The sequence below is a fragment of the Anabaena sp. UHCC 0451 genome, from assembly GCF_034931405.1.
In the GTDB taxonomy this organism is placed as follows: Bacteria; Cyanobacteriota; Cyanobacteriia; order Cyanobacteriales; family Nostocaceae; genus RDYJ01.
Genome location: NZ_JAYGHA010000005.1, coordinates 108,946 through 122,870, shown reverse-complemented (window position 1 = coordinate 122,870; position 13,925 = coordinate 108,946). Strand labels below are relative to the sequence as shown.

Annotated in this window: 10 protein-coding genes; 6 read left to right on the top strand and 4 right to left on the bottom strand. The window is 37.7% G+C overall.

Going from position 1 to position 13,925, the window contains the following annotated elements; translation table 11 throughout:
* The first annotated feature begins 691 nt into the window (after positions 1–691).
* The 4 genes from VB694_RS05395 (at position 692) to VB694_RS05380 (ending at position 7,738) form a co-directional block, all read left to right on the top strand.
* Positions 692–3,496 carry a PAS domain S-box protein gene (locus VB694_RS05395; RefSeq protein ID WP_323359284.1) on the top strand — a complete coding sequence of 935 codons (2,805 nt, stop codon included), beginning with the start codon at positions 692–694 and terminating at the stop codon, positions 3,494–3,496.
* An 84-nt stretch (positions 3,497–3,580) separates the two neighbouring features.
* The gene (locus VB694_RS05390; RefSeq protein WP_416233467.1) at positions 3,581–5,251 is read left to right on the top strand and encodes an ATP-binding protein; all 1,671 of its coding nucleotides are present in this window, start codon (positions 3,581–3,583) and stop codon (positions 5,249–5,251) included.
* A gap of 137 nt (positions 5,252–5,388) precedes the next feature.
* On the top strand, positions 5,389–5,835 hold the full coding sequence (locus VB694_RS05385) for a response regulator (protein WP_323359283.1): 447 nt from the start codon (positions 5,389–5,391) through the stop codon (positions 5,833–5,835).
* A gap of 16 nt (positions 5,836–5,851) precedes the next feature.
* Positions 5,852–7,738 (top strand): response regulator, encoded by a 1,887-nt coding sequence (locus VB694_RS05380; RefSeq protein ID WP_323359282.1) that lies wholly within the window; start codon positions 5,852–5,854, stop codon positions 7,736–7,738.
* 69 nt (positions 7,739–7,807) lie between these two features.
* Here VB694_RS05380 and pyrR read toward each other — a convergent pair whose 3' ends face one another.
* The 3 genes from pyrR to VB694_RS05365 form a co-directional block, all read right to left on the bottom strand.
* Entirely contained in the window at positions 7,808–8,344 is a 537-nt protein-coding gene (pyrR, locus tag VB694_RS05375) for a bifunctional pyr operon transcriptional regulator/uracil phosphoribosyltransferase PyrR (RefSeq protein WP_323359281.1), read from the bottom strand.
* A gap of 61 nt (positions 8,345–8,405) precedes the next feature.
* Entirely contained in the window at positions 8,406–9,368 is a 963-nt protein-coding gene (gene cbiB / locus VB694_RS05370; RefSeq protein WP_323359280.1) for an adenosylcobinamide-phosphate synthase CbiB, read from the bottom strand.
* 64 nt (positions 9,369–9,432) lie between these two features.
* The gene (locus VB694_RS05365) at positions 9,433–9,876 is read right to left on the bottom strand and encodes an Rrf2 family transcriptional regulator (RefSeq protein ID WP_323359279.1); all 444 of its coding nucleotides are present in this window, start codon (positions 9,874–9,876) and stop codon (positions 9,433–9,435) included.
* A gap of 525 nt (positions 9,877–10,401) precedes the next feature.
* Here VB694_RS05365 and VB694_RS05360 point away from each other — a divergent pair.
* Entirely contained in the window at positions 10,402–10,818 is a 417-nt protein-coding gene (locus VB694_RS05360; RefSeq protein ID WP_323359278.1) for an AbrB family transcriptional regulator, read from the top strand.
* An 83-nt stretch (positions 10,819–10,901) separates the two neighbouring features.
* Here the strand turns inward: VB694_RS05360 and VB694_RS05355 are convergent, their stop codons facing one another.
* Complete coding sequence (locus tag VB694_RS05355; RefSeq protein ID WP_323359277.1) at positions 10,902–12,806, bottom strand: chloride channel protein; 1,905 nt, start codon at positions 12,804–12,806, stop codon at positions 10,902–10,904.
* Positions 12,807–13,398: 592 nt separating this feature from the next.
* Here VB694_RS05355 and VB694_RS05350 point away from each other — a divergent pair.
* Positions 13,399–13,788: a hypothetical protein gene (locus VB694_RS05350; RefSeq protein ID WP_323359276.1), complete on the top strand. Its 390-nt coding sequence runs from the start codon at positions 13,399–13,401 to the stop codon at positions 13,786–13,788.
* Positions 13,789–13,925: the final 137 nt, after the last annotated feature.

The following is a 13,925-nucleotide window of genomic DNA, read 5'->3' as shown; positions in this document are numbered from 1 at the left end:
TACGCGAACGACCTGTTATAAGAGCTTTTTAGACTTGCAACACTGTTTCAGTGACCTTAAAACTGTTTAATTGCAAATGACAGAGCGGGGAACTAGCTACGCATTCCAAGGTGTCGTGACTCAAATAACGGCTACCCTTCGACTATGCTCAGAGTGGTCTGGTCAGTACGGCTTGCTTGATTACAAAAGAAGGGAACAGGGAACAGGGAACAGGGAACAGGTAAAAAATAAAAAACTTTAGTTCTGAGTTTAAAGCTCAGTCAAAAAAAGGATGTTTTTACAAGATGCGTAGCACGAAAAAAACAGTGTCAAAATTTGCAATCTCATGTTTTTAAACATGAGTTTTTTCTTTCCCTGTTGCCCGTTCCCTGTTCCCTCTGAATCTTGCAAGCCCAGTCCCTTTAGGGCTGGGTTACTGACAACTAAGTTCTCAGTCAGTCCATAGAATACTTAATTAAGATATCAACATATTCTCGCTTATACAAAACTTTATTAACTGCCATACAGTATTTAAATTCATAATATTAACGTAAATTCACAGAGAGAATCGTGATTTACATTACACAGCACATTTGAGAAATGCCATAAAACGAGAGTGATACCTATGTTAAACTACGTATTTACTGTTAGGCATATTGAAATTTACACTAGGATACGTTCTCAATCAATATAAAATAATAGGAAAAATTTGATGATATTCCCCGTGTCTAAAAATGAAGTAGCAAGACTTGAAGCTCTCCATCAATATGAAATTATTGATACTGAACCAGAGCAAGCTTTTGATGATTTAGCCTCATTAGCCGCACTCCTTTGTAATACCCCAATTGCGTTAATCAGTCTCATCGATGCCAACCGTCAATGGTTCAAAGCTAAAGTAGGATTAGATTGTCAGGAAATGCCATTAGATGGTGGTTTTTGTCACGCTTGCCTTCAGGAAGGTGATGTCTTAATTATCCCTGACACCTTGGCAGATCCACGCTTTGCCAAAGTAAATGTAGTTATTTCCGAACCATACATTAGATTTTATGTTGGCGTGCCTTTAGTCGTCTCAGGAGAACAGATTATTGGGACTTTATGTATAGCGGATCAAGTAGCAAGACAAATAAGTTCTCAACAGTTAGCCGGACTCCAATCTATTGCTCGTCTTATTGTGAAACAATTAGAAATTCGCCGCTCTTTACAAGAAATTTCCCGCATAAACTCAGAATATAAACAAGCACAAAAAGCACTCACTCAAAGTGAATCAACCTTACACAGTTTCTTTGAAAGTGCGCCCATGATGATGGGAATAGTAGAGTTAGTTGATAACGACATTTTACATATTTCTGATAATCCCAAAACTGCAAAATTTTTAGGATTAACCCCACAAGCAATGCAAAATCGTCTCGCACAAGAAATGGGCGTAAGTATCACGAATTTAAACCACTGGATCAATTATTATCGTCAAGCTGAACTTACCCAAGCACCTGTGAGATTTGAATATATTCATGAAACACCCCAAGGACAAACTTGTTTATCAGCTACAGTTTCAGCAATTCCCAAAAATTATCCTAGTCGTCAACAATTCGCTTATATAGTAGAAGATATTACTGAACGCAAACAGGCAGAAAATGAATTACGTTGGCAAGAAGCACTTTTGCGCTCTATGAATAGTGTTTCCCCACTAGGATTTTATGTTGTTGATAATCGCACAGATCATATTCTTTATTTTAATAATCGCTTTTGTGAAATTTGGGAAATTGAACATCTCAAAGAGCGCATGGAAAACCGGGAATTAAAAAATCAAGATATTATTCCTGATTGTTTAAAATTGATTTTAGATATTCCTGCTTTTGCTGCATCATGCCAACCGCTACAAGATGAAAATAACAGATGTATTATTGAAGATGAAATTTGCTGCAACAATGGGCGAACTATCCGGCGTTTTTCTACCCAAGTTCTGGATACAGATGATCAATATTTAGGACGTTTATATATTTTTGAAGACATCACAAACCGTAAACAAGTAGAACAAAAAATCCACGAACAAGCTGCATTACTCGATATTGTCACAGATGCTATTATAGTTCAGGATTTAGAACACAAAATTTTATTTTGGAACAAAAGTGCCGAAAAACTTTATGGCTGGCAAGCTGAAGAAGTTATCAACAAAAATACTGGTGCAATTGGGGTTAATGAACCTCGATATCAAGCACAGGAAATTTATCAGACTGTGTTGAAAAAAGGCCTATGGCAAGGAGAATTAAATAAATATACAAAATCTGGTACAGAAATTATTGTTGAAAGTTGCTGGAATTTAGTCAATAATGAGTACAATCAAGCTAAATCTATCCTGATTGTGGAAACTGATATTACTCAGAAAAAACAGTTAGAACAGCAATTTTTACGCGCTCAACGGATGGAGAGTATTGGTACTTTGGCTAGTGGCATTGCCCATGATTTAAATAATGTCTTGTCACCAATTTTGATGTCAGCACATTTTTTAAAAAGTCAAAATCATAACCCGCAAATTGAGGAAATACTATCAATAGTAGAAACCAATGCCAAACGGGGAGCTAATTTAGTTAAGCAAGTTCTATCTTTTACCAGGGGAATTTCAGGCGAATATACAGTAATTCAAATCAAGTATTTGATCTCAGAAATGCAGCAAATTGTTGTGCAAACATTTCCCAAATCAATTAAGTTTTGTGCTGAAATTCAGGAAGATTTATACCCAGTTTATGGTGATATTACTCGACTGGATCAAGTGCTAATGAATTTGTTTCTAAATGCTCGTGATGCTATGCCTAATGGCGGCACTTTGACAATCACTGCGGAGAATATTTGGATTGATGAAACTTTTGTAAAAATGCACCTAGACGCACAAGTTGGTTCTTATATTATTATCAAAGTGATTGATACAGGTGCAGGAATTGAAAGTAGCATATTAAATAGAATCTTTGAACCTTTTTTTACAACTAAAGAATTTGGTAAAGGTACGGGACTTGGTTTATCAACCGTTATCGGTATTATTAAAGGTCATGGTGGTTTCTTAACTGTATCTAGTTCATTAGGTAAAGGTACAGAATTTCATCTATATTTACCAGCCGTATATACAGAAATGCTTGAGTCATTACCAGAAACAGAAATGCCTAATGGTAATGGAGACTGGATTTTATTGGTAGATGATGAAGTTTCTATGCAGAAGATTGCCAAAACTTCATTAGAAAATCATAACTATCAGGTAATTACTGCTAGTGATGGAGAACAAGCTTTAGACTCATATAAAAAAAATCAAGATAAAATTAAAACAGTAATCGTTGATATGATGATGCCAAATCTTGATGGATTTACTACTATTGGTAGATTGCAAAATATAAATCCACACCTCAGAATTATTGCGATTAGCGGACTTGTGACTAGTGAACATTTAAATATTGAAAATAAAGCTGGAAATATAATTTTTCTGCCTAAACCTTTCACATTACAAGAACTGTTAAAAACTCTAGATACATAAAAAAATCAGTAACAGTAATACTAATTACTAATGACTCAGGAATTACCAGCACCAAATGAGCAAACACATCAGTGGGAAACACAAATCAAGATGGCACTACGTCAGAGTGAAGAACGTTTTCAAATAGTTGCTTTGGCTACTAATGATGTATTTAGAGATTGGGATTTGCTCACCAATCAAGTGTGGTGGAATCAATCAGTACAGTCCCTATTTGGTTATACAGCAGAACAAATTAATTTAGATGCGGCTTGGTGGCGTGAACGAATACATCCAGATGATAGACAACGTATTACTGCTGATATACGTTCTGTTATTGATAGTGGACAACAATTTTGGTCTAGTGAATACCGCTTTTTGCGTAGCGATGGTAATTACGCATATATTTTTGATCGAGCTTATGTTGTTCATGACCCGACAAATAAGCCAGTGCGGATGATTGGAGTGATGATGGATATGACTGAGCGCAAACGGGCAGAAGCTGAATTACAACGGCAAAACCTGCGATCGCAATTATTCGCTAATATTACCCTGAAAATTCGTCAATCTTTACAAATTGAGGAAATTCTCCAAACCAGCGTTACAGAAGTACAAAAGCTACTACAAGCAGATCGGGTCTTAATTTTACAGCTACATAGTAATGGTTCTTTTCTAGCAGTGAAAGAAGCGGTCATTCCGGGTTTACCCATTATCTTGGGACAGAAAATTACTAACCATTGCTTTAATGAAGAATACATCCAGAAATACAGTCAAGGGCGAATTAGTGCTGTTAGCGACATCGAAAAAGCACAAATTCAAGCTTGTCATATTGAATTTCTCCAACAATTCGCTGTTAAAGCTAACCTCGTCGTCCCCATTTTTCGCCAAAATCAACTTTGGGGACTGCTAATAGCTCATCAATGCTTACATCCCCGTCAATGGACTAATTGGGAAATTGGACTATTGCGACAACTGGCAGATCAAATTGGCATTGCTTTAGCACAAAGTCTAATTTTAGAACAAGAAACCAAACAGCGGCAAGAACTCACTCGTTCTAATGAAGAACTGCAACAATTTGCCTTTATAGCTTCCCACGATTTACAAGAACCACTACGTAAAATTAAAACATTTGGTGAGCGTCTGCAAATCACTTGTGGAGATTCTTTAAGTGAACAAGGACTTGATTATTTACAACGGATGCAAAATGCTACCTTGAGAATGCAAACCTTAATTGAAGGTTTATTGACACTTTCACGGATAACAACTAGAGGAAAACCTTTTGTAACAGTAAATTTAGCCCAAATTGCCCAAGAAGTATTATCTGATTTAGAAGTACGTATCCAGCAAACTGGAGGAAAAATTGAGGTAGGAGAATTACCTATTATTACCGCAGATCCTCTACAAATGCGTCAATTACTGCAAAATCTCATCGGTAATGCCCTCAAGTTTCATCATCAAAATCAACCACCTATTATCAAAATATATAGTCAAGTTTTAAACAATCATCTTGATGATTTATCCGTGAGTAATCCCGGTTATCAAATCATTATTGAAGATAATGGCATTGGTTTTGCAGAAAAATATCTAGACCGTATTTTCCATGTTTTTCAAAGGCTACATAGTCGCAGTGAATACGAAGGTACGGGCATCGGTTTAGCTATCTGTCGAAAAATTATCGAACGCCATCATGGTAATATTACAGCACAAAGTCAGCCAGGACAAGGAGCAAAATTTATAATTACATTACCAATTACATTACCAATTAATTCTCATTTCTAATTTTTCTTCCCAGAGAGGGATTACTACGCCACCCTAAAATGAGGTTAATTGTAAAAATGTAGTTAGTAATTGATGGCACTTACATCAGTAAATCCTTAATTAATACTCATAAACTAGTAAAAAGGAGAAAATTGAGAGTGAAGGATCGGCAACCAACTGTCACCATCTTAATGGCTGATGACGATGATGATGATAGCCTATTAGTTCATGATGCTTTGGTAGAAAGTCGATTGCCCATCGCACTACACATCGTCAGAGATGGCGAGGAATTGATGGATTATTTATCTCATTGTGGTTTGTATGCTGATGCGAATAAAGCACCCCGCCCATCCTTAATTTTACTAGATTTAAATATGCCGAAAAAACACGGTCTTGAGGTACTAAAAGAAATTAAAAATCACCCGCAACTCCGGCGGATTCCCGTGATAGTTTTCACAGGGTCAAACGCAGAAGAAGATATATATAATACATACAATTTGGGAGCAAATTCATTTATTATCAAACCAGGAAACTTTACATCCTTGGTTGAAGTGATGAAAACTATAGGAAAATATTGGTTAGAAATAGTAGAACTGCCCTTATAAGCTGTGAGAGGCAATCATGAATGATAGACCAATTAAAGTTTTATTAATTGATGATGATGAAGATGATTATATTTTAACTCGTGATTGGTTCAGGGAATTTCAGGTAACTGGCTGTGAATTAGAATGGGTACACAGTTATGAATTAGCTAGAGCAGTCATCGCTCGACACCAACATGATATCTATTTAGTAGATTACAGATTAGGGGCAAATAATGGTTTAGAACTGTTACGGGAAGCCGTTGAAAATGGTTGTAATTATCCCTTTATTCTACTTACTGGACAAGGGGATCGAGAAATAGACATTGAAGCTATGAAAATTGGAGCAGTAGATTATCTAGACAAAAATCAATTAACTGCACCTTTATTAGAACGTTCAATTCGCTATGCCATTGAGCGCAAACAAACAGAACAAAAAATCCGCCAACAAGCCGCTTTACTCGATGTCGCTACCGATGCAATTTTTGTTGGTGATTTAGATGATCAAATTGTATTTTGGAACAAAGCCGCAGAACGTCTGTATGGTTGGAATAAAGAAGAAGCCTTAACAAAAAAAATTCGGAATCTCTGTCCAGAACAAAAATTATATCAATTGTCAGCAGCATTCAAAATTCTCATTAAAAATGGTTCTTGGGAAGGAGAATTAGAACAAATTACCAAATGTGGTCAAGAAATCATTGTTGAGAGTCGTTGGACTTTAGTTCCTGCATTCGGAAACAAGCCCCAATCTATTTTAGTTGTCAACACTGATATTACCCAAAAAAAGCAACTAGAACAGCAATTTTTACGCGCCCAAAGATTAGAGAGTATAGGCACTTTAGCCAGTGGAATTGCTCACGATTTAAATAATGTCCTCGCACCAATTTTGATGACAGCACAAATTTTGGAAACTCAAATCGAAGATGAACGTTCTCGACGACTCATACCTATATTAATTGGCAATGCTAAACGAGGTGCAAATTTAGTTAAACAGGTATTATCTTTTGCTAGAGGCATAGATGGCGATCGCACCCTTTTACAATTAAAACACTTATTAATTGAAATTCAGCAAATTATTAAAGAAACATTTCCTAAAAACATTGAAGTTATCACTCAAATGCCCCAAAATCTTTGGACTGTATCTGGTGATGCTACTCAATTACATCAGGTGTTAATGAATTTATGTGTTAATGCCCGTGATGCTATGCCCAACGGTGGTACTTTGAAAATCACGGCTGAAAATCTATTAGTTGATGATAGTTATGCCCAAATGCACATTGAGGCTGAAGCCAAACCTTATGTGATTATTACTGTCACTGATACAGGAACTGGGATTAAACCAAATATCATAGACCGGATATTTGAACCCTTTTTTACTACTAAAGACTTCGGTCAAGGTACTGGATTAGGTCTTTCCACAGTATTGGGAATTCTCAAAAGTCATGGTGGTTTTATCAACGTTTATAGCGAAGAAAAAAAAGGTAGTCAATTTAAAGTTTATCTACCCGCACAAGATACAACCGCAATCATAGAAGAACAAGAAATATCTTTGCCTCAAGGTAATGGTGAAATGATCTTAGTTGTAGATGATGAATCTGCTCTTTGTGATATTACTAAATTAGTATTAGAAAGCTATAACTATCAAGTAATTACCGCCCGTGATGGCATTGAAGCGATCGCCCTCTATGTCGAACATCGCCATGAAATAGCCCTAGTCTTAACTGATATAGTCATGCCCTCAATGGATGGACTAACCAGCATCCGTACCCTCAAAAAAATTAACCCCAATGTCAAAATTATCGCTGTTAGCGGACTAGCTCCCAATGATAAAGTTAACGCAGCTTATGATATAGGTGCTAAAGCTTTCCTGTGTAAACCTTATACAACCAACCAATTATTACAAACCATTAAAACAGTTAACGTTTAACAGTGGGAAAAGGCAAGAGGCAAGAGGCAAAAGTTCTTAATTTTTAATTATTTCTCCCCATTCCCTCATTTAATTCCCAATTAACTCCACCGCATCCCGTCCATCTTCATCTTGCAAGTAAACTTTAACAATCTCTTCTTGGGCAGTAGGCAGTTTCTTACCCACAAAATCTGGGTGAATAGGTAACTCCCGATGACCCCTATCTACTAACACAGCTAAACGAATTACTTCTGGTCTACCATATTCATTGACTGCATTTAAAGCCGCCCGAATTGTCCTGCCTTTGAAAATAACATCATCTACCAAAACTACCGTTTTACCTGTCAAGTCAAAAGGTATATCAGTTTTAGCAGGAGTTCTTAAACCAATTTGGTCTAAATCATCACGATAGAATGTAATATCTAATGCTCCTACGGATACACTGATACTTTCAAGATTCTCTATTTGACGTGCCAATAAATTAGCTAATGGCACACCTCTAGTATAAATACCCAAAAGTACCAATTGTGACAAATCTCTCGTCCTTTCAATAATTTGAGAAGCAAGACGGGTTAATGTACGACGCAGTTCTTCTGATGAAAGAATTTCAACTACTTTAGTAGACATAATTACTGGGGATTACGAATTGGGGATTGGGGATTGGAGATGTCTAATTACGAATTACGAATTATAAATTAAAAATTAAAAATATTCCTATACCTAACCACAATAAAAAAGAATACCGAGTTAATTGCAAAGCTTTGTAAATCGAAATTGGGGTAATGGGATAAGTAGCATTTCCTAGCAGTGGTTTATGTTTAGCTACTCCACCATACCAATTTGTGCCTCCCATTTGCACACCTAAAATAGCAGCATAGGCGCACTCGCTCCAACCCGAATTAGGACTAGGATCTTGAATAGCATCCCGGCGACAAATTCGCCAGACATCTAAAGGTTTACCTGATAATAGCGCCAAAGTCATCACTGTTAATCGACAAGGAAGCCAAGTTAAACCGTCTTCTAACCTAGCACTAAACCAGCCAATATAAGTATAAGGTGCTTCCCGATAACCCACCATTGAATCTAGGGTACTACTAGCTTTATATGCTAGAGCCAAAGGTACTGGTCCAACCAAGGGGAATAATGTACCCAAAATTGCATAGAACAGAGGAGCCATCACCCCATCCGTAGCATTTTCTGTCACCGTTTCTAGAACTGCTCGCAAAATTTCTGGTTCTGAGAGATTTTGGGTATCTCGACCTACGTAATTACTTAAAATCTGTCGTGCTTCCTCTAATTTTCCTGTTGTTAAAGGTTGGATAACATCTACAGCAGCCTTTCGTAAACTATGAAAAGCAAAACAACTGGCTAAAAAAATGCTCTCTACAGCAATTCCTAACCATGGATGTAACCATCTAGCCATTTGAATTATTAGCCAGCCACACAAACCACTACATAAGATCAAGATCAGAGTTAAGACAATTCCAGCTAGACGCTGTGCAAAAAAATTTTGACAATGTGTCAGAAAAAATTTACTCATACCAGAAATGAACCACCCCATCACTCTGACTGGATGCGGCCAACCCCAAGGATCACCAATTAGGTAATCTAACAAAGCAGCAATAATTAATATATAAATGTTATTAGTCATTAGTTATTAGTTATTAGTCATTAGTAAACAGACTGTTCCCTGTTCCCCATTCCCTGATAAGTGACTAAACCACAAAACTTGCTTCTTCCCCTAGAGATGCTTGCCAACTGCGGGCATCATAATAAAGGTCTGCCAGAGTAATACTGTACAAAGCTTCTTTTAGTTTTTGGTTAAGTCTTTGCCAAAGGGAAAATGTTACCCAATCTTCAGCTTGTGCAGGTGTTGGGCTGTTCAGAGGTAAGTGGGTGATATTTTCCCCAACTGCCTCTAAAATTTGTCCTATAGAAATTTGTACAGGCTCTCTTGCTAATTGATAGCCACCAATGCTACCACGAATTGATTTCACCAACCCAGCGCGACGCATTTCTATCAGTAACTTTTCTAAATAAGGAGCAGGAATATCTTGACGTTTGGCGATCGCTCTTACAGATACAGGACCATATTTTGGCTGTAAACTCAAATCTAGCAATGCCTTCACACTATAATGTCCTCTAGTCGTTAGTTTCATCTGTCAGGGAATAGGGAATAGGGAACAGGGAACAGGGAACAGGGACGCTATTAGGGAGAATATTTTTGCTAATGACTAATGACTAATGACTAATGACTAATGACTAATGACTTTAGGATCATCTTCGGTGAGCGCACCACTTTTTTGCGAAACTTTAAAAAACTTAAACAAAGACATATCAATACAACACTAGGTTTTCAGCCTGGAAATTTTCACTTGGTTGAGGAAAAGATTAAAGGTTTTTCCTTTCCCTTACTCCCTGAACCCTTCCCCTTTAACCCACAAGTATTAAAATACAGTCTACCAGTAATTCACAAACTATATATATAGATATCAGCATTCTCAGAATTTTATTTTAGAAAAAATCTTGACAAAATTGGTAATTGTGCAACAATTTTTCCAGTGAGTGTAATATACTTGGCTATGCTGAGATAAAAAAATAAAGGATTCCGTTCCTAATAGCTCAGTATCAGTTAAAATAAAATCGATTCAACCACTTCAAACATTCAATTTCGACCTAAGTTGATGCCTAAACAGAAAAAAATTGACCCCCTTGTTGGTGAAGAACTGCTCAAAAAAGTTAAGGAGCTAGAGAACGAAAGCAAGGAAGATAAAGCTAAACAGTGTGGCTACTATACCATTACCAAAAATGGTATAGAGCGCGTCAACATGATGAAATTCTTAAATGCCCTAATTGATGCTGAGGGCATTGAGTTGGATAGCACACCTAGTGCCAATGGTCGTGGTGGACGCAGTGCCAGCTATAGAATTAGCGTACAGTCTAACAACAACTTGCTCATAGGTTCAGCTTATACAAAACAGATGAATCTCAAACCTGGAGATGAATTTATCATCACTTTAGGTAAAAAGCACATTCGACTCCGCCAAGTAGAGCCAGAAGACAGAGAAGATGAGGCTGAAGAAGTAGAAGCTACAGCTTAATCAAATGTCAATTGTCAGTTGTAGGGGTTTAGCAATGCTAAACCCTGACTTGCAGTTATTGATTTTTGCGTACTAACCAATAACTAATGACCAATGACTATATCTGTTGTTGGGAGGATTGGTAGATAATGCTGTAATGCGTTGCGTGTAGCTGCCAAATTACAAGTTAAAGCAATTTGCTCTTTTTCTAGTAAACCTAAAATGCAGTCAGGGTTGTTTCGGGCTACCACTGGTAGCTGATGCAAACCGCGCAGCGCCATCCGGTCTAAAGCTTCAGATAAAGGTTCATCCTGCCAAGCATAGAGAATGTCAGTTGTACAAATGTCTATAATTGTTTGACTAGAAAAATTAGCCTGAATTTGCCCAGGAGAATTTTGATAATTTTCCCAAACAGAAAGAGTGCGATTAATATCATCCAGAGAAAGAATACCAACTAATTGTTCATTGGCATCAATGACTAAAGCACTGGCTGTGCGATCGCGGATCATTTCCATAGCCGCCTCTAAAACTCCCAAATTTGTCGGCATTTTTTTGGGATAGGAGTGCATAGCATCTGCTACAGAAATTTGCTGCACAATTTCCACCTGATCGTCTTTCAATTCCGCAAGACCAATTTGTTGAAGATTGGAATTAGAATTAAAAGTCGGCTTGATTCGTTCTACCAACCAGACACTTAAACCCACCGCCGCCATCAAAGGTAAAACAATCCGATAGTCACGGGTTAATTCAAACAACATTAAAATAGCTGTTAACGGCGCTCTCACACTACCCGCCAAAACAGCAGCCATACCCACCATGGCATAAGCTGGAGGAGCGGCCATATACTCACCAATACCTGGCGCTATTAAAGCCAAAGTTTTAGCATAGGCAGACCCAAAAGATGCCCCTAAAAACATGGCTGGGGCAAACAAACCACCCACAAAACCACTAGCAGCACTAACTGCCGTCATCAGCACTTTCAACACCATGAGTACAATTAACAAGTTCAAAGAAAATTCCTGATCTTGCAGCATTGCTTGCACAGTTCCATAACCAATACCCAAAATTTGTGGATACTGTAAAGCTACTAGACCAACTATTAAACCACCGATAATTGGTTGAATAGGCTGAGGAATCTTGGCCAAAAATTCAAACCTTTTCAACCGTCCGGCAAAAAACGCTTTCACTAAACGAATGGATTGTGTATAAGTCAGCGCCACTAAACTTGCACCCAAACCCAAGCCCAGATAAAGCGGTAATTCTAACGGACTGCGGACTTGGTAAGCAGGTAAGGCAAAAGCAGGTTGAGTCCCCAAACCAATTTGAGCAATTAAAGCCGCTACTACCGCTGCAAGTAACACTACACTAACCGCAGAAGTAGCAAAAGATGTAGTTCCCATCACTACCTCTAGAGCAAAAAATACCCCGGCAATGGGAGCATTAAAGCCAGCAGCTAGACCAGCAGCAGCACCAGCACCCAAAAGTAACCGCTGTCTCTCTTGAGAAACTTGCAGCACATCCGACAACAACACCCCAAAATTAGTACCAATTTCTACACTAGGACCCTCTGGACCCAAAGATGCACCACTACCTAAAGAAACAGCAGCAGCGATCATTTTGGTAACAGGTCGTAGTTGCTGCTTAACTTCTCTACCTTGAGAGACAGCAATTAAAGATGAAAGCCCAGGTCCAAAATCTTGAGTCCGCCAACGCATTAAGCCTACAATTAGTCCGCCCAGGGTAGGTACACAAGCTAAAGTCCAAGCACCCCAGACTCCTATTTGTCCCATAAAATTCTCCAGCATCAGATCATGAATCAGCTGGATTAAATAGTGAAAAGTGACTACACCCATACCAGTACCACCACCAATGAGGATGGCTAAAAACAGCACTACTGTTTCTGGTGATGGTTGAAAACGATTGATGAGATGAGTTAAATGAGTAGAAGGTATGGGAAAGGCAGCTAGTTGAGTTACCTTCCTCAATTGAGTAGGAGGCAAGAGAGTCATGGAAATCCGGGGTAAATGTCAGAAAAAATTAAATTTTTTAGCTGTTAATTCTCATTGTGAGCCATGATTTAGCAACCAGCCAACTATGCTTGATTTTTTGAATTTGCAAAGTTTTGGTAAACCCGAACAAGACATCAAAATTTTTATGAAGATCAGGGTTTAAATGGGAGAGAATTAGTAGTTAATGGTTATGAGTGAGTGCTGATTTGATTCTCGAGCCGCAAAGTCAAGTCACTATGGACTTTGTAAACATAGCTTAAATCAGCAGTAACAAGAGAGTTATCCTTACTCAAATCTGGCTATACTCATGTTACGGCTATGTAGCTCTGATTAATAGCAAGATCAATGAATGTATGGTGCATTACTGATGTTGAGACGATACTGTCAAGGCTACTAAGTAAGCCAAGTTACTAGTTATAATCGTGAGTGATGGTGATGGAGTGATGGATTCAGTTATCAGTTATTACTTTTTACTTTTACTGTTGACTGAATTCTGATAGCGCAGCTTGGCGTTAGTCATACTCTTGAACTCCTAACTAGTGAATATACCTATTGTTATATAGCGAGTAAATGGATTAAGCGGACGAGCTAAATGAATATACACACTTTTGATAGTAATTATGTTACTTGCCCAATTTGCCAAAAAAACAACAGGACAAAACCTGTTAAAACCTATATTGGCTTATTTACTTGTCCGTATTGTCAAGAAAAACTTGTAGTTTGCAAAAGTGGTCACTATGTGCGAGATCCCTTTGCTTGGAAACAAATGGTAATCTCTTCAGCTTTACGTCGTCAAAGCCGACCTTTAGCTAGAATGATTAGAGATTTGGTGCTTCTGAAACGTCCTTTATTAGCTTTGGCTATGGGAGGTGCAATTTTATTGGCTACTATTGCCATCACCCAAGAAAATACAAACTACAATCATCAATTGTTTCCAGAAATAAAAAAAGGTAATGAACCAGGAAAAGAAAATCTACAGTAATTGAATCAAAAAGTTGAAAATTACACCCTGAAAAAGTTTTAACTTTCAGGGTGTTATGTCTTTTGACAACTTCCTTTTTTCAAATTAAGTAAGTCGGCTTGAAAAAAACGAGGTATGTTACAAAATGTAAAATCCCT

What these genes read in the sequence shown, in the direction of transcription:
- VB694_RS05395 (WP_323359284.1), top strand. Translation starts at nt 692, where the DNA reads ATGATATTCCCCGTGTCTAAAAATGAAGTAGCAAGACTTGAAGCTCTC.
- VB694_RS05380 (WP_323359282.1), top strand. Translation starts at nt 5,852, where the DNA reads ATGAATGATAGACCAATTAAAGTTTTATTAATTGATGATGATGAAGAT.
- pyrR (WP_323359281.1), bottom strand. Translation starts at nt 8,344, where the DNA reads ATGTCTACTAAAGTAGTTGAAATTCTTTCATCAGAAGAACTGCGTCGT.
- cbiB (WP_323359280.1), bottom strand. Translation starts at nt 9,368, where the DNA reads ATGACTAATAACATTTATATATTAATTATTGCTGCTTTGTTAGATTAC.
- VB694_RS05365 (WP_323359279.1), bottom strand. Translation starts at nt 9,876, where the DNA reads ATGAAACTAACGACTAGAGGACATTATAGTGTGAAGGCATTGCTAGAT.
- VB694_RS05360 (WP_323359278.1), top strand. Translation starts at nt 10,402, where the DNA reads ATGCCTAAACAGAAAAAAATTGACCCCCTTGTTGGTGAAGAACTGCTC.
- VB694_RS05355 (WP_323359277.1), bottom strand. Translation starts at nt 12,806, where the DNA reads ATGACTCTCTTGCCTCCTACTCAATTGAGGAAGGTAACTCAACTAGCT.
- VB694_RS05350 (WP_323359276.1), top strand. Translation starts at nt 13,399, where the DNA reads ATGAATATACACACTTTTGATAGTAATTATGTTACTTGCCCAATTTGC.